13 protein-coding genes are annotated in these 13,897 nt (G+C 64.0%); 5 read left to right on the forward strand and 8 right to left on the reverse strand.

What is annotated here, in order from left to right; all coding sequences use genetic code 11:
* Window positions 1–83 precede the first annotated feature (83 nt).
* The 5 genes from FJ964_RS20290 to FJ964_RS20310 form a co-directional block, all read right to left on the reverse strand.
* A complete protein-coding gene (locus FJ964_RS20290; protein WP_140552044.1) occupies window positions 84–1,148 on the reverse strand; it encodes a hypothetical protein in 1,065 nt (354 codons plus the stop codon).
* A gap of 577 nt (window positions 1,149–1,725) precedes the next feature.
* Complete coding sequence (locus FJ964_RS20295; protein ID WP_140552045.1) at window positions 1,726–1,971, reverse strand: MoaD/ThiS family protein; 246 nt, start codon at window positions 1,969–1,971, stop codon at window positions 1,726–1,728.
* On the reverse strand, window positions 1,971–4,235 hold the full coding sequence (locus FJ964_RS20300) for a xanthine dehydrogenase family protein molybdopterin-binding subunit (protein ID WP_140552046.1): 2,265 nt from the start codon (window positions 4,233–4,235) through the stop codon (window positions 1,971–1,973). The genes FJ964_RS20295 and FJ964_RS20300 overlap by 1 nt, the downstream gene beginning before the upstream one ends.
* A gap of 2 nt (window positions 4,236–4,237) precedes the next feature.
* On the reverse strand, window positions 4,238–4,714 hold the full coding sequence (locus FJ964_RS20305; protein ID WP_140517305.1) for a (2Fe-2S)-binding protein: 477 nt from the start codon (window positions 4,712–4,714) through the stop codon (window positions 4,238–4,240).
* Window positions 4,714–5,574, reverse strand: coding sequence for a xanthine dehydrogenase family protein subunit M (locus FJ964_RS20310; RefSeq protein WP_140552047.1), 861 nt, complete (start codon window positions 5,572–5,574; stop codon window positions 4,714–4,716). The genes FJ964_RS20305 and FJ964_RS20310 overlap by 1 nt, the downstream gene beginning before the upstream one ends.
* Before the next feature lie 248 nt (window positions 5,575–5,822).
* Between FJ964_RS20310 and FJ964_RS20315 the strand changes: the two genes are divergently transcribed.
* Both FJ964_RS20315 and FJ964_RS20320 read left to right on the forward strand, forming a co-directional pair.
* Window positions 5,823–6,266: an SRPBCC family protein gene (locus FJ964_RS20315; RefSeq protein ID WP_140552048.1), complete on the forward strand. Its 444-nt coding sequence runs from the start codon at window positions 5,823–5,825 to the stop codon at window positions 6,264–6,266.
* A gap of 98 nt (window positions 6,267–6,364) precedes the next feature.
* Window positions 6,365–7,513 carry an amidohydrolase gene (locus tag FJ964_RS20320; RefSeq protein WP_140552049.1) on the forward strand — a complete coding sequence of 383 codons (1,149 nt, stop codon included), beginning with the start codon at window positions 6,365–6,367 and terminating at the stop codon, window positions 7,511–7,513.
* Between the two features lie 59 nt (window positions 7,514–7,572).
* Here the strand turns inward: FJ964_RS20320 and FJ964_RS20325 are convergent, their stop codons facing one another.
* A complete protein-coding gene (locus tag FJ964_RS20325; protein WP_140552050.1) occupies window positions 7,573–7,773 on the reverse strand; it encodes a hypothetical protein in 201 nt (66 codons plus the stop codon).
* Between the two features lie 523 nt (window positions 7,774–8,296).
* Here FJ964_RS20325 and FJ964_RS20330 point away from each other — a divergent pair.
* Window positions 8,297–10,324: an amidase gene (locus FJ964_RS20330; protein WP_140552176.1), complete on the forward strand. Its 2,028-nt coding sequence runs from the start codon at window positions 8,297–8,299 to the stop codon at window positions 10,322–10,324.
* A gap of 70 nt (window positions 10,325–10,394) precedes the next feature.
* On the forward strand, window positions 10,395–10,814 hold the full coding sequence (locus FJ964_RS20335; RefSeq protein WP_140552051.1) for a VOC family protein: 420 nt from the start codon (window positions 10,395–10,397) through the stop codon (window positions 10,812–10,814).
* Window positions 10,815–10,836: 22 nt separating this feature from the next.
* On the opposite strand, the gene FJ964_RS20340 is transcribed toward FJ964_RS20335, so the two are convergent.
* Both FJ964_RS20340 and FJ964_RS20345 read right to left on the reverse strand, forming a co-directional pair.
* Window positions 10,837–11,484 (reverse strand): ThuA domain-containing protein, encoded by a 648-nt coding sequence (locus FJ964_RS20340; RefSeq protein ID WP_140552052.1) that lies wholly within the window; start codon window positions 11,482–11,484, stop codon window positions 10,837–10,839.
* A gap of 53 nt (window positions 11,485–11,537) precedes the next feature.
* A complete protein-coding gene (locus FJ964_RS20345; protein ID WP_181172559.1) occupies window positions 11,538–12,560 on the reverse strand; it encodes an LLM class flavin-dependent oxidoreductase in 1,023 nt (340 codons plus the stop codon).
* A 122-nt stretch (window positions 12,561–12,682) separates the two neighbouring features.
* On the opposite strand from FJ964_RS20345, the gene FJ964_RS20350 reads away from it, so the two are divergent.
* Window positions 12,683–13,780: a CaiB/BaiF CoA-transferase family protein gene (locus tag FJ964_RS20350; RefSeq protein ID WP_140552054.1), complete on the forward strand. Its 1,098-nt coding sequence runs from the start codon at window positions 12,683–12,685 to the stop codon at window positions 13,778–13,780.
* The last annotated feature ends 117 nt before the right edge of the window (window positions 13,781–13,897 follow it).

Here is a 13,897-nt window from a genome sequence, read left to right on the forward strand (position 1 = left end):
CCGACGGTAGAGCCACACGCCCCAATTCGAGCACTATGCCTAAACCCCAGCGATTGAGGCTGCTACGGTCGATTTTCGAGGGTTCACCACCGGCCATCGATGCAGCTTTGGATGAGATTGGCAGCTAGATTGCCCAGTACGCCGAATACAAATGCGACAAGGAGATAGGCCACCCAGATCTGGACACTTGACCGGCGCGTCCTGAGTTTCACAAACGCGGTAAAGTCGCCAATCTCGCCGGTGAACTCGCTCGCCAAGGTAGGATCACTGGGTACGCTTGTGGTGCGCTTCCAGTGGTACACCACCATGCCTTCTGGAATTCCTCCAGGCATATATGCGTTCCACAAATCGTGTTCAAGCAAACGCATCTTGTGGGAAGCAGTATTTGAAATTGAAATTTCAGATTGCACTGGAATCGCAGTCAAAAAAGCCACAAGGCGCATTTTAACACCTGCCCCTCTCTCCTTGCGCATGTCCAATTCGAGAGGGTCAGGAAGAGTGCGGGCCTCGTTTAGGCGAAAATCCAAGTATTCAATTTGATCATAACTGCTTTGAAGAAGCCTATCCGGCGTAGATATCACTCGGATAAGTGGGTTGCTCTCGACATCCCTGATCTCAATGCGCAGGCGAAAGTACGCCGGCGACGGTCCATGGCCGTACAAAGCAGAGGCGTCATTGAGAACGTGATCTGAGATTGTCAGTAGCGTTCCGTTGTCACGTTTCTCTAGGTCGAGCTCTTTTGTAACGATGCCAGAATTGGACTTAGTGAAGCTGTGGACCCGTGCGAAGACCGAATTATCTCCCCTCAACAGTTCAACACTTCTCGGCCCCGAGTTGGCTACTCCTACCCCGCGAAGCAATTCGTTGAAAATCCCCTGAGCAATGTCGGCCGTGGTGAAGTAAGTCGAGCAGTCGGTTACTGCCGTCCTCTCTACCTCGAAAGGGATAAAGACCCGAATGGAGTCGATCTGCGTGGGATCGTCCACCAAGATACCGACTTCAATGAAATCGGAAGTCGATTGCGTATCGCTCCTGCGAAAATTTGCATCACCGGCGATTCGCCAATAGTTGAAATGCGCCTCGATCGTTGTTGTGGCTGTTTGCTGCTTGGGCTTGCACCAAACGGCCAAGCTAACGTTGCTCGTCATTCCACAACCCCAATCACCCAGCAGCTGTACCCCAATGCGGGTTTATAACAGGAATGCTGCCAAGGGAAGTACCTTAGGGGCCCTTATTTACTAGGCGCTGCCTGATGGAGGCAATTAGTCGTGCAACAGAGATTTATAGGCAAGCCAATGCTGGAGGGCTACTGCGATGATGCTTTGTTGTTAAATTGCCGTACAGTCTCGTTGTATTCTCCGATGGCCTCGTTCTGCTCGCTTACGAGACATTCGCCATACCTGCGTAGCTCGGTTTGATATTCGGTCATCTCCGAACGGCATCGCTCGAACTCGAACTCATCGTTGAATTGCCCAAAGCCGGCGACACAGTCTGGTGGCTTAGGGCGCTCCAATTGCCGGTCTTGAAAAGTGGGGCGAAAGTCCATGCACGCAAAGTCGAGGGCGAGAGCCTTGTCGAACCAACAATTAGTTGCGATCAACACAAAGACTATGACGCATCGTCTATGCATGAACATACTTCCCCGAGGCGCCATTGAAAGCAAAATCATCAAATCATGGGGCGATGAATGATTTCAGCAATAGTAGCATTGTGGCGATCTGCCAATCACCCCCCAGCCAGCCGGGGCAGCAGAAAAATCTCCGCCCCCGGCGGCAGCTTCTTCCCCCACGTATCCCGATAGATCACCCCGTCGATCGCCACCGCGATCCCCCGATCGATCAGCGGCTCAAGGCCGGGATACTGTTCAGCCAGTTTCCTGAACAGCTCCCTTATGTCCTTGGCCTCGACCTCGACCTTGCTCTGGCCTCCGGCGGTCGCGGCAAGCGCCCCCCAGAGCGTCACTTGCACCATCAGCCCTCCCGTTCCGCCTCGATCGCCGCCAGGATGCGCGGCGGCGACATCGGGATGTGCGTCATGCGCACGCCGGCGGCGTTCGACACCGCGTTGGCGATCGCCGCCAGCGGCGGTACGATCGAGGTCTCGCCGACGCCGCGCACGCCATAGGGGTGGTTGGGGTTGGGGATTTCCAGGATCTGCGTGTCGATCATCGGCAGGTCGGAGCAGACCGGGATGCGATAGTCGAGGAAGCCGGCGTTCTGCAGCCGGCCGTCCTTGCCGTAAATATACTCCTCGTTGAGCGCCCAGCCGATGCCTTGCGCGGCACCGCCCTGGTACTGGCCCTCGACATAGGTCGGGTGCACCGCCTTGCCGGCATCCTGCACCACCGTGTAGCGGATCACCCTGGTCGAGCCGGTCTCGGGATCGACCTCGATGTCGCATATATGGGTAGCGAAGGAGACGCCGGCGCCGTCGGCGACGAGCTCGCTATGGCCGGCGATCGGCCCGCCGGTCTTGCCGGATTGCGCCGCGATCTCCTTCAGCGACAGCTTGCCGAGATTGCCGTGCTTCTCGCCCTTGGCCACCGCATGGCCCTGTTCCCAGACCACGTCGTCGACAGAAATATCCCACATCTGGGCGGCGCGCTCGCGCAGGATCTTGATCGCATTGCGGGCGGCCGAGATGGTCGCCATGGAGGAGGAGAAGGTGCCGCGGCTGCCGTCGGTCATGTCGTTGTAGCCGAGGCTGGACGTGTCGGCGACGACGGCCTTGACCTGCGAATAGTCGATGCCGAGCTCCTCCGCCGCCACCAGCGACAGCGACGCGCGCGACCCACCGACGTCGACGGTGCCGACGGCCAGCGACACCGAGCCGTCCATGCCGATGTTGAGGTCGGTGCAGGTCTGGCCGCCGAAGTTGAACCAGAAGCCGCAGGCCATGCCGCGCCCCTGGTTCGGGCCGAGCGGCGCCTTCATGTGCGCATGGTTCTTGACCGCCTCCAGCGTCGGGCCGATGCCGATCGGGCCGTAGACCGGGCCGTAGGAAGAGCGCGTGCCTTCCTGCGCGGCGTTCCTGATGCGGAAGTCGACCGGGTCCATGCCGAGCTCCTTGGCGAGCTCGTCGACGGCGCTTTCCACCGCGAAGGCCGCCATCGGCGCCGAGGGCGCGCGGTAGGCCGCGGTCTTCGGCCGGTTGACCAGCACTTCGTAGCCGACGGTCTTGACGTTCTCCAGCCGGTAGCAGGCAAACGCCGTCATGGCGCCGATCTCGGCCCAGGTGCCGGCATAGGGGCCGCTGGTGTAGCGCAAGGTCGCTTCGGCGGCGGTGATCGTGCCGTCCTTGCGGGCGCCGATCTTGACGTCGATCGAGGTGGCGCTGGTCGGGCCCGAGGCGCGGAACACCTCGTCGCGGGTCATCACCAGCTTCACCGGGCGGCCGGCCTTGCGCGACAGGGCCAGCGCCACCGGCTCGGCCCAGACATGGGTCTTGCCGCCGAAGCCGCCGCCGATCTCGGAGGAGGTGACGCGCAGCTTCGAGGCGTCCATGCCCAGCAACTGGGCGCAATGCTGGCGGTAGACGAAATGGCCCTGCGTGCAGACCCACAGGTCCGCCGTGCCGTCGGAGCTGACATTGGCCACGCAGGCATGCGGCTCGATATAGCCCTGGTGCGTCTGCTCGGTCTTGAAGGAGCGCTCGACGATGAAGTCGGCCTGCCCAAAACCCTGATGGACGTCGCCATGGCCGAACTGGCTGCGCTTGGTGACGTTGGACGGCTTGACCGGCTTTTCCTCCAGCCCCTCGGTGAAGACGGCGTCGTTGATCAGCGGCGCGTGGTGCTGCATCGCCTCGTCGACATCGGTGACATGCGGCAGCACCTCGTAGTCGACCTCGATCAGCTTCAGCGCCTGCCTGGCGGTGCGGGCGTCGATCGCGGCGACAGCGGCCACCGCATGGCCGTCATAGAGCGCCTTGTTGCGCGCCATGCAATTGTCGAGGATGTCGTACATGGCGGCATCGCCGTCGGTGAGGTCCGGCAGGTCGGCCGCGGTGATCACCGCCTTCACGCCGGCGAGCTTTTCCGCCTTCGAAGTGTCGATCTTCCTGATTTTGGCGTGTGCGTGCGGGCTGCGCAGCACGCGCCCGACCAGCTGGCCGGCCATGTTGAAGTCGGCGCCGTAGCGGGCGCGGCCGGTCACCTTGTCGACGCCGTCGGGACGGATGGGACGCGTGCCGACGGAGGCGAAATTGCGATTGGAAAAACGCGGATCGAAATTCATCGTCAGGCTCCCTTCATCACGCTTGCCGCGTCCTGGACGGCGCGCACGATCTTGTCATAGCCGGTGCAGCGGCAGAGATTCCCGGCCAGCCCGAAGCGGATCTCCTCCTCGGTCGGGTCGGGGTTCTTGGCCAGAAGGTCCTTCGCCGCGATCAGGAAGCCCGGCGTGCAGACGCCGCATTGCAGGGCGGCGTGCTCCAGGAACTTCTGCTGGAGCGGATGCAACCGGTCGCCATGCGCCATGCCCTCGACGGTCTCGACGCGGCGCCCTTGCGCCTCCGCGCCCAGCACCAGGCACGAGCACACCAGCCGGTCGTCGAGGATGACGCTGCAGGCGCCGCAGTCGCCCGTGCCGCAGCCTTCCTTGGCGCCGGTCAGCCCGAGCCGGTCGCGCAGCACGTCGAGCAGCGTCTCGTCGGGCTGGCAAAGGTATTCGACGCTGTCGCCGTTGATCGTGGTTGAAACTGCTACACCGGCCATCACTTGCCTCCTGCACGCTTATAGGCTGACGTGGCGGCCCGCCTGGCCAGCACGCCTGCGACTTTCCGTCTGAATTCGATCGTGCCCCGCTTGTCGTCGATGGGCCGGCAGGCCCCGGAGCAGACCTTGGCGAGCCGCTCGAGGGCTGCTTCGTCCAGTTTCCTGCCGATGAGGGCCTCGGCGGCCTCCTGCACCAGAAGCACCGTGGGCGCGGCGGCGCCCAGCGCCACGCGGGCCGCCTGGACGACGCCTTGCGCGTCGAGCGTCAGGTTCACGCCGGCGCTGACCACCGCGATATCCATCTCGGTGCGGGGGATGAACCTGAGATAGGCGTCGCCCGAGCGCGCGGCGCGCTTGTCGAGCAGGATCGCCTCGATGATCTCGCCCTTGGCGAGCGAGGTCTTGCCCGGTCCGGTCGGCACGGCCTCCACGGCAATGGTGCGCCTGCCCGCGGGCCCGACGATCACCGCCTTGGCGCCGGCCGCCACCAGCGCCGGCACGCTGTCCGCGGCCGGCGAGGCGTTGCACAAATTGCCGACGATGGTGCAGCGGCCCTGCACCTGCTTCGAGCCGATCAGCTTGGCCGCCTCGACGACGCCTGGCCAGGCCTTCTTCAGGGCCGCGTTCTCGCCCAGCACCGCGCAAGGAACCGCCGCACCGATGCTGAAGCCGTCGGCCGTCACCCTGATTTCGCTCAAGGCAGCGATCGCCTTGATGTCGACGATCAGTTCGGGTTCGATGAAGCCGCCCTTCATCCTCACCAGCAGGTCGCTGCCTCCGGCGAGAATGGCCGCCGTTCCGGCCGACCCGGCCAAATGGCCAACGGCATCTTCGATTGAAAGTGGACGTATGTAGCGCATCGTCTCCCCTTGGTCACAGCGATCTCAGCGACCGTTATAAACAGTCTCCTCATAATGGCTATCCGGTTCGTCATTTTCGACGATTGGGCCAGCCGCCGCAAAATCGAGTCCCAACCCAGGCTGAACTGGCGTAAGCCAGTCCCGCAGGCCGCGGCCGAGGCTCTGGAAAAAATCCGGGAGCCGGTGTCGGACTGGCCGGGCCCCGCTCGTCCTTGGGGCATCGAACAGGCATTATGAAAGGATATGATATGCCCGGCACCGTACGTTTGCACCGTGTTCTCACCACCAGCCCGGAAAAAGTCTATCGCGCCTTCGTCGAAGCCGACGCGCTGGCGAAGTGGCTGCCGCCGAACGGCTTCACCTGCACGGTTCATCACTTCGAGGGCAAGGTGGGCGGCACGTTCAAGATGTCGTTCCGCAACTTCACCACCGGCGACAGCCATGCCTTCGGCGGCGAGTATCTCGAACTCGTTCCCGGTGAGCGCCTGCGCTACACCGACAGGTTCGACGACCCCAATCTGCCGGGCGAAATCCAGGTGACCGTAACCCTGAAAAAAGTCTCTGTCGGCACCGAGCTCGACATCACCCAGGCCGGCATTCCCGATGTCATCCCGGTGGAGGCCTGCTATCTCGGCTGGCAGGAATCGCTCAGGAACCTGGCGAAGCTGGTCGAACCCGAGATCAATCAATAGGCCAGACGGTGGCGGTTTCCGCGGTTTGCCGCTAGCAATTGGTCCGACGCGCCCGGTCGACCGGGCGCGTCGCGAGCGATACAGCGGAGGCCAAAATCATGACTCTCACCAACCGGGACATCGTCGAGCTGACCGAGTGGCGGCGCAAGCTGCACCAGCAGCCGGAAATATCCAACGAGGAGGAAAAGACGGCGAAAGCCGTCGTCGACTTCCTCGCCGACACGGGTCCCGACAAGGTGCTGACCGGATTGGGCGGCCATGGCGTGGCGGCAGTCTACGACAGCGGCAAAAACGGACCAACCGTCCTGTTTCGTTCGGAACTCGACGCCTTGCCCATCGAAGAACTGTCCGGCGTGCCGCATGCCTCGCAAGTGCCCGGCAAGTCGCATATGTGCGGCCATGACGGACACACCGCGATCCTGGCGGCGCTGGGCCGCCAGTTGGGGCGCGAGCGGCCCGCCAGCGGCCGCGTCGTGCTGATGTTCCAGCCGGCGGAGGAAACCGGCAATGGCGCCGCCGGCGTCGTCGCCGATCCCCGTTTCGGCGAGATCGCGCCCGATTTCGCCTTCTCGCTGCACAATCTGCCCGGCGTGCCGTTCGGCGAGGTGCGGCTCAAGCCCGGCGTGGTCAACTGCGCCTCGCGCGGCATGCGCATCGTGCTGGAGGGCAAGACCGCGCATTCCTCCATGCCCGAGACCGGAATCTCGCCGATGCCGGCGATCAGCGAGCTGATGCCTGCCCTGCCCGCGCTCGGGCGCGGAACTTTCGCCGACGACGATTTCGCCATGGTCACCGTCACCCACGCCGAGATGGGCGAAGCCGTGTTCGGCATCGCGCCGGCCCACGCCGAGGTCTGGGCGACGCTGCGCACCCGGCGCGACGAGCGCATGGCGGATCTGTGCGCCGCCGCGCAAGCGCTGGTCACGAAGATCGCCGGCCAGCATCGCCTGTCCGCAAGCTGGGATTATCACGAGATCTTCGTCGCCAGCGTCAACGCGCCCGACGCGGTGGGGCATCTCCAGCGAGCCCTCCAGGAAGAGGGCGTCGCGCACTCGGAGGAAGCGCTGCCGATGCGCGCCTCGGAGGATTTCGGCCTGTTCGGCCACAGCGCGACGTCGGCCATGTTCTTCCTCGGCGCCGGCGAACGCCACCCTGCCCTGCACAATCCGGACTATGATTTCCCCGACGATTTGATCCCCATCGGATCGAGGATCTTCATGCGCACGGCGCGCAATTTGCTGGGATGAGAGCTGCCAAATGGCCGATCGGGGCGCGCCAGACGCTGGGCTGTGGCGGAACGGCTTCGCTAGACGTCCAGAACGACCATTATTCCACGGGCCTCGGCCATCTCGAGCAGCAGGTCCTGCACGCTGTCCTCGGTAAGCGCCTCGCCGGTTCGCGCCACCAGTTCGTCAATGCTTTCCCTCATCGAAATGGCGGCAACCCCGGTTTTTTCGGAGAGCAACCGTCCGATGGCAGCGCGGATCCGGGCAGTCTGGTCAGGCATGATCTCCCTTTCATGCTGGGGTGACGACATACGTTTTCTCTAACGCGTTCCTTTGCCACAACTTCTGCGAGCTTTAGCTTAAGGGTGCAAGTCGTTCGAGAGGGACGATATTCACTATTTGGCGGATAGTTGCCCAACGACGACACCAACGACGCAACTCCTCGTTGCCGGAACCAGCCTGGCCGTTCCCGAACGCAACGATCGATCGGAAGTTGCATAGGTCAGCTGCCTTTTGCCGATCACGATATTTAGATCCACGGCACGCCCAGACGTGCCGGACCACGTCCTGATGGGGTATAGGTCGCCCCTGACCGACCTCGCCGACTCGCGCCGCGACCTGGCGCTGATCGCCGAAATCATCGAGCGGATGAAGGAGACGGGCGCAGGCGTCCGACCCCCGCCAGAAGACGACTGCAACAGCAACACTTCCCACGAGGACCACGGACAATCGCGATTGGCCCTTGCCGAAGCGGGCGGCCTCGCTCATCCATGGCGCGTGCCAATGACAGTCCGAGACCAGCCGATGACCGATGCCAGCTTTCATCTCGTCGAAGCGACGATCGAACAATTGCGCTGTGCCCTCGATGAGGGCACTGTCACCAGCGTCGAACTGGTGGGAGCCTATCTCAGGCGCATTGCGCATTTCGACCGGCACGGCATCAGCCTCAATGCGGTGCCGGTTCTCAATCCTGATATGTTCGAGGAGGCCGCAGCATCGGACCGACGCCGCAGCCAGCGCAAGACGCTCGGCCCGCTCGATGGCATCCCCTACACCGCCAAGGACAGCTACAAGGTATCTGGCTTGACTGTCGCCGCCGGCTCGCCCGCCTTCGAGCATCTCATCGCCAACGAGGACGCCTTCACCGTCGGCCGGCTGCGCGCCGGCGGGGCGGTGCTGATCGGCCTCACCAACATGCCTCCGATGGCCAATGGCGGTATGCAGCGCGGCGTCTATGGCCGCGCCGAAAGCCCTTACAATGCCGATTACCTGACTGCCGCCTTCGCGTCCGGCTCCTCGAACGGCTCGGGCACCGCGACGGCGGCGAGCTTCTGCGCCTTCGGGCTTGGCGAGGAGACCTGGTCGTCCGGCCGTGCGCCGGCCACCAACAACGCGCTGGTCGCCTACACGCCCTCGCGCGGCGTCATTTCGGTGCGCGGCAACTGGCCCCTGGTGCCGACCATGGATGTGGTCGTGCCGCACACGCGCAGCGTGCCCGATATGCTCGAATTGCTGGATGTGATCGTCGCCGACGATCCCGAGACACGGGGCGATTTCTGGCGCGCGCAGCCCTGGGTCGCACTGCCGAAGAGTTCCGAAATCCGGCCGCCGCGCTACACCGATCTGACGCTTGCGGGGTCGTTGAAAGGGATGCGGCTTGGCGTGCCCGGAATGTATATCGGCCGCGACAGCGGCGCCGATCGGCCCATCGAAACCCGCGCCTCCGTGCTTCATCTCTGGGAGCAGGCGGCGGCGGACCTCAGACGGCTTGGGGCCGAAGTGGTGGAGATCGATTTTCCCCTCGTCTCCAACTATGAGCGCGATCGCCCCGGCGCGCGCACCATGGTCGAGCGCGGCCTGGTGCCACGGGAGTTCGCCGACCGTGAAATCTGGGACCTCTGCATTTCAGCTTGGGACGATTTTTTGCGCGCGAACGCCGATCCGAACATCCCCGATCTCGCTTCGGTCGACGGTCCGAAGATTTTTCCGCAGCCACCGGGCACGCTGCCCGACCGCTATGAAGGCGGTTTCGACCTGGCGAAGTATGTCGAGCGCGCGAAATCCGGCGTCACGCCGTTCCGGGACATTCCGACGATGGAGGACGGGCTGAAAGGGCTGGAAACGACACGGCGGCTCGATTTCGAGGACTGGCTGGACGCCAACAGGCTCGACGCCGTCGTGCTGCCCGCCGTCGCCGATGTCGGGCCGGCGAATGCCGACATCAACGAGGCCTCCGCCGCGCTCGCCTGGCGCAACGGCACCTGGGTCGCCAACGGCAATCTGGTGTGGCGGCATTTCGGCATCCCGACCGTCACCGTGCCGATGGGCACGATGGCCGATATCGGCATGCCGGTCGGCCTGACCTTCGCCGGCAAGGCCTATGACGATGTAAAGCTGCTGCGCATGGCCGGCGACTTCGAACGCTCCACGCAGCGCCGCACGCGCCCGCCACGCACGCCGGAACTCGCCGATGATGTGTTTTCGAGCCGGTCCGCCCAACCCGGCAATGGCAAGGCGCCTGCGCCCGCAATCAAGCTAGCGGCCGAGGCGCGCGGCACCGGCGATCAGGACGAGATCGTCATCACGCTCGACCTCCCCGTCGACGCAACCGAGACGGAGCGCGCCAGCATCAAGGTGCACGTCAACGGCGAGGCCATCGCGATGCAGCGGGCCGGCGCGCTTTTGACCGGCCGGGCGTTTGTCCCGGCCGCGGAGCATCAACGGATCCACAGCGTCTGGCGCGGCCCCTACGGCTCGATCGTCACGGCGGTGATGCGGCTGCGGGATGGATGCAGCGCGGGCGTCTATGTGGTCACCGGCGGGATTGGATGACGATGAGCCCGCGCGGGCCAATTTCGCGCCGGGCTCGCTATGTGAACCGGGGAATTATGAGGAGCCAGCCATGATCAAAGTCAAACAACTCGCCCATTTCTGCATCTTCGCCAACGATCTGGACGAGACACGGCGCTTCTACGAAAATGTCCTTGGCATGGATATCCAATTCAATTTCCTGCGCGATCGCGAGATTTTCGGTTTCTACTTCAATTGCGGCGGCCGCAGCCATATCGAGGTTTTTCAGAAAGAGGGCGCGCGGTTCGGCGAGACGAACCAGATCAACCATTTCTGCCTGGAAGTGGAGGATATCGACGCCGCGATCGCGCATATTGCATCCAGGGGTGTGGAGGTCACCGCGAAAAAACTCGCCTGCGACGACACATACCAGGCCTGGCTGCGCGATCCCAACGGCGTGAAGATCGAACTGTTCGAATACACCGGCATGAGCGCGCAATTCACCGGCGGCGACCGCGTCGCCGATTGGTAGGCTGTCGCGGTTTCAGTGGGAACTAGCCCCGCGCGGCCCAGAGCAAACCACGCTCGACAATCAGCGCCATTTCCGGCACCGCGAACTCGTCCGCCGTATGCCCAAGCGAACTGTAGAAGACCTTGCCCGCGCCATGCCGGCGCTTCCAGACGACCGGCATGACGACGCCGCCGATCCCCGGGAAATGCGCGTCGGTGAAGATGGTCGTCGCCAGCACGTCGTTGCTCGGATCGACATGCATGTAATACTGCTCCGACCGGTAGGCGAAATCGCCGACGCCGCTCATGATCGGGTCGTCCGGCTGGGTGATGACGACCTTATAGTCGATAATATCGCCGGGATGCGCGACCCATTGGCCGCCCGTCATGAACTGGTAGTCCGGCTCGTTGCGGAAACTGTCGCCCATCGTGCCGTGGAAGCCGCCGAGCCCGCTTCCCTCGCGAACCGCACGCGTCAGGTTCTGCAGTTCGGCCTTCTCGATCGTCGACATGGTGATGACAGGCACGATGAGATCGAAGGAACCGAGTTCCGGATCGGCGAACATCGCCGTGCCCTCGCCCAGCGTGACGGTGAAGCCATTGCGCTCCAGCATGTCGCGCACGACCTTGGCGCTGCGTTCCGGCGTGTGACCTTCCCAGCCGCCCCAGGCAATCAACGCCTTCTTCGCCATGCCGTGAACCTCCTGAATCGCCCGCTGCGGTCGATGGTTACACGGCGCGGCTTTCAGCGCCAGCCCAGCGCCGGCGCGACATGGGTCAGGATCGCCTCGATGACATGGGCGTTGTAGTCGACGCCGAGCTGGTTGGGCACGGTGAGCAGCAGCGTGTCGGCCTCGGCGATCGCCTCGTCCTCGGCCAACTCCTTGATCAGCACGTCAGGCTCGGCGGCATAGCTGCGCCCGAAGATCGCCCGCGTGTTTTCCTCTATGAAGCCGATCTGGTCGCGGCTCTCATTGCCGCGGCCGAAATAGGCGCGGTCGCGGTGGTCGATCAGCGCGAAGATGCTGCGGCTGACCGAGACGCGCGGCTCGCGCGCGTGGCCGGCGGCCCTCCAGGCCTCGCGATAGATCCGGATCTGCTCGGCCTGCTGGATGTGGAAGGGCTTGCCGCTCTCGTCGAATTTGAGGGTCGAGCTCTGCAAATTCATGCCGAGCTTGGCTGCCCACTCCGAAGTGGCGTTGGTGGCGGCACCCCACCAGATGCGCTCGCGCAGGCCCTCCGAATGCGGCTCGAGCCGAAGCAGGCCGGGCGGGTTGGGAAACATCGGCCGCGGATTGGGTTGGGCGAAGCCTTCGCCGCGCAGCGTGTCGAGGAAGACCTCGGCGTGATGCCGCGCCATGTCGGCGTCGCTTTTGCCTTCCTGCGGCGCGTAGCCGAAATAGCGCCAGCCATCGATGACCTGTTCGGGCGAGCCCCGGCTGATGCCGAGTTGCAAGCGTCCGCCGGCGATGATGTCGGCGGCACCCGCGTCCTCCGCCATGTAGAGCGGATTCTCGTAACGCATGTCGATGACCGCCGTGCCGATCTCGATGCGGCTGGTCTTGGCGCCCACCGCCGCCAAAAGCGGGAATGGCGACGCCAGCTGGCGGGCAAAATGGTGGACGCGGAAATACGCGCCGTCGGCGCCGAGTTGCTCGGCCGCGACGGCGAGATCAATGGATTGCAACAGCGCGTCCGATGCCGAGCGCACCTGCGATTGCGACGAGGGCGTCCAGTGCCCGAATGACAGGAAACCGATTTTTTTCATCGGCATGACGTATATGCGACCAGCACGTGCTTCAATGCCAAAAGAGCAGGGTTACACACCGTCGCCCCTGCGTGACACCAAAAGTGCGCCTTACCGAAAATTTGAATGCCGTGGAGGGTAGGATGCTCAGGGGAATCCGCATCGTCGAGATCGAGGCGTTGGGGCCGGTGCCCTTTGCCGGCATGCTGCTCGCCGATCTCGGCGCCGATGTGATCGTCGTCCACCGCAAGCATGCATCCGTGTCGGGCCTTCCCGAGCGTTCGCTGCTCGATCGCGGCAAGCGCTCTATCGCGCTCGACCTCAGGAATGCCGAGGACGTTGCCGTGCTGATGCGCCTGATCGCCGCCGCCGACGGCCTGATCGAGGGCTTCCGGCCGGGCGTGATGGAGCGTCTCGGGCTTGGTCCAGATGTGTGTCTGGCCGCCAACCCTCGCCTGGCTTATGGCCGCATGACCGGCTGGGGGCAGGAAGGCCCGCTCGCCCGCACCGCCGGCCACGACATGAACTATACCGGCGTGTCGGGCGCACTCTGGTATGCCTCCCTGCCGGGCGAGCCGCCAATGGCGCCGCCGACGCTGGTCGGCGACATAGGCGGCGGCGCGCTCTATCTGGTGATCGGCATGCTGGCCGCCGTCATGAACGCCCGCGCCGGTGGTGAAGGCACGGTCGTCGACGCGGCGATCGTCGACGGCTCGGCCCATATGATGAACCTGTTGATGTCGCTCGCACAATCCGGCGCGCTTGCCGCCGAGCGTGGCCGGAGCCTTCTGGACGGACCGCATTGGTGCCGCGTCTACCGTACGTCAGATGGCGGCTTCATCAGCGTCCAGTGCGTCGAGCCGAAATTCTATGCGCTGTTCCTCGACAGGCTTGGCCTGGGCGGCGATCCGCAGTTCGCCGCTCAGTTCGACCGCAGCCTCTGGCCTGAGCTTGGCAGCCGGCTGGAAACGATCTTTGCCGAAAAATCCCGAGACGAGTGGATGAAATTGTTCGAAGGAACGGATGCCTGCGTCGGGCCTGTGCTCAGCCCGCATGAGGCGGCGCTGCATCCGCACATGGCCGCACGCGGCTCCTGGCTGACGGTGGACGGCGCCCTTCAGGCGGCCGCCGCCCCGCGTTTCTCCGGAAGAACGGAGCGGACACCGGCGAAAAGCCCGGCACGCGGCGAACACGATGCGGAGATTCGCGCCGAACTGGCGAATCCTGCCGCAACCCGTTGAAATCGAGCACTTTTCACTGCTGAGTTCGCCATGATCCGGTTGCCGCGAATAGGCGGCGCTCGTTTGCGCCCGCATGGCACGCGTGTATGGCAGACCTGACGCGACGATCGCCAAGGT

Source organism: Mesorhizobium sp. B2-3-2 (genome assembly GCF_006442295.1).
In the GTDB taxonomy this organism is placed as follows: Bacteria; Pseudomonadota; Alphaproteobacteria; order Rhizobiales; family Rhizobiaceae; genus Mesorhizobium.

What these genes read in the sequence shown, in the direction of transcription:
- FJ964_RS20290 (WP_140552044.1), bottom strand. Translation starts at nt 1,148, where the DNA reads ATGACGAGCAACGTTAGCTTGGCCGTTTGGTGCAAGCCCAAGCAGCAA.
- FJ964_RS20295 (WP_140552045.1), bottom strand. Translation starts at nt 1,971, where the DNA reads ATGGTGCAAGTGACGCTCTGGGGGGCGCTTGCCGCGACCGCCGGAGGC.
- FJ964_RS20300 (WP_140552046.1), bottom strand. Translation starts at nt 4,235, where the DNA reads ATGAATTTCGATCCGCGTTTTTCCAATCGCAATTTCGCCTCCGTCGGC.
- FJ964_RS20305 (WP_140517305.1), bottom strand. Translation starts at nt 4,714, where the DNA reads ATGGCCGGTGTAGCAGTTTCAACCACGATCAACGGCGACAGCGTCGAA.
- FJ964_RS20310 (WP_140552047.1), bottom strand. Translation starts at nt 5,574, where the DNA reads ATGCGCTACATACGTCCACTTTCAATCGAAGATGCCGTTGGCCATTTG.
- FJ964_RS20315 (WP_140552048.1), top strand. Translation starts at nt 5,823, where the DNA reads ATGCCCGGCACCGTACGTTTGCACCGTGTTCTCACCACCAGCCCGGAA.
- FJ964_RS20320 (WP_140552049.1), top strand. Translation starts at nt 6,365, where the DNA reads ATGACTCTCACCAACCGGGACATCGTCGAGCTGACCGAGTGGCGGCGC.
- FJ964_RS20325 (WP_140552050.1), bottom strand. Translation starts at nt 7,773, where the DNA reads ATGCCTGACCAGACTGCCCGGATCCGCGCTGCCATCGGACGGTTGCTC.
- FJ964_RS20330 (WP_140552176.1), top strand. Translation starts at nt 8,297, where the DNA reads ATGACCGATGCCAGCTTTCATCTCGTCGAAGCGACGATCGAACAATTG.
- FJ964_RS20335 (WP_140552051.1), top strand. Translation starts at nt 10,395, where the DNA reads ATGATCAAAGTCAAACAACTCGCCCATTTCTGCATCTTCGCCAACGAT.
- FJ964_RS20340 (WP_140552052.1), bottom strand. Translation starts at nt 11,484, where the DNA reads ATGGCGAAGAAGGCGTTGATTGCCTGGGGCGGCTGGGAAGGTCACACG.
- FJ964_RS20345 (WP_181172559.1), bottom strand. Translation starts at nt 12,560, where the DNA reads ATGAAAAAAATCGGTTTCCTGTCATTCGGGCACTGGACGCCCTCGTCG.
- FJ964_RS20350 (WP_140552054.1), top strand. Translation starts at nt 12,683, where the DNA reads ATGCTCAGGGGAATCCGCATCGTCGAGATCGAGGCGTTGGGGCCGGTG.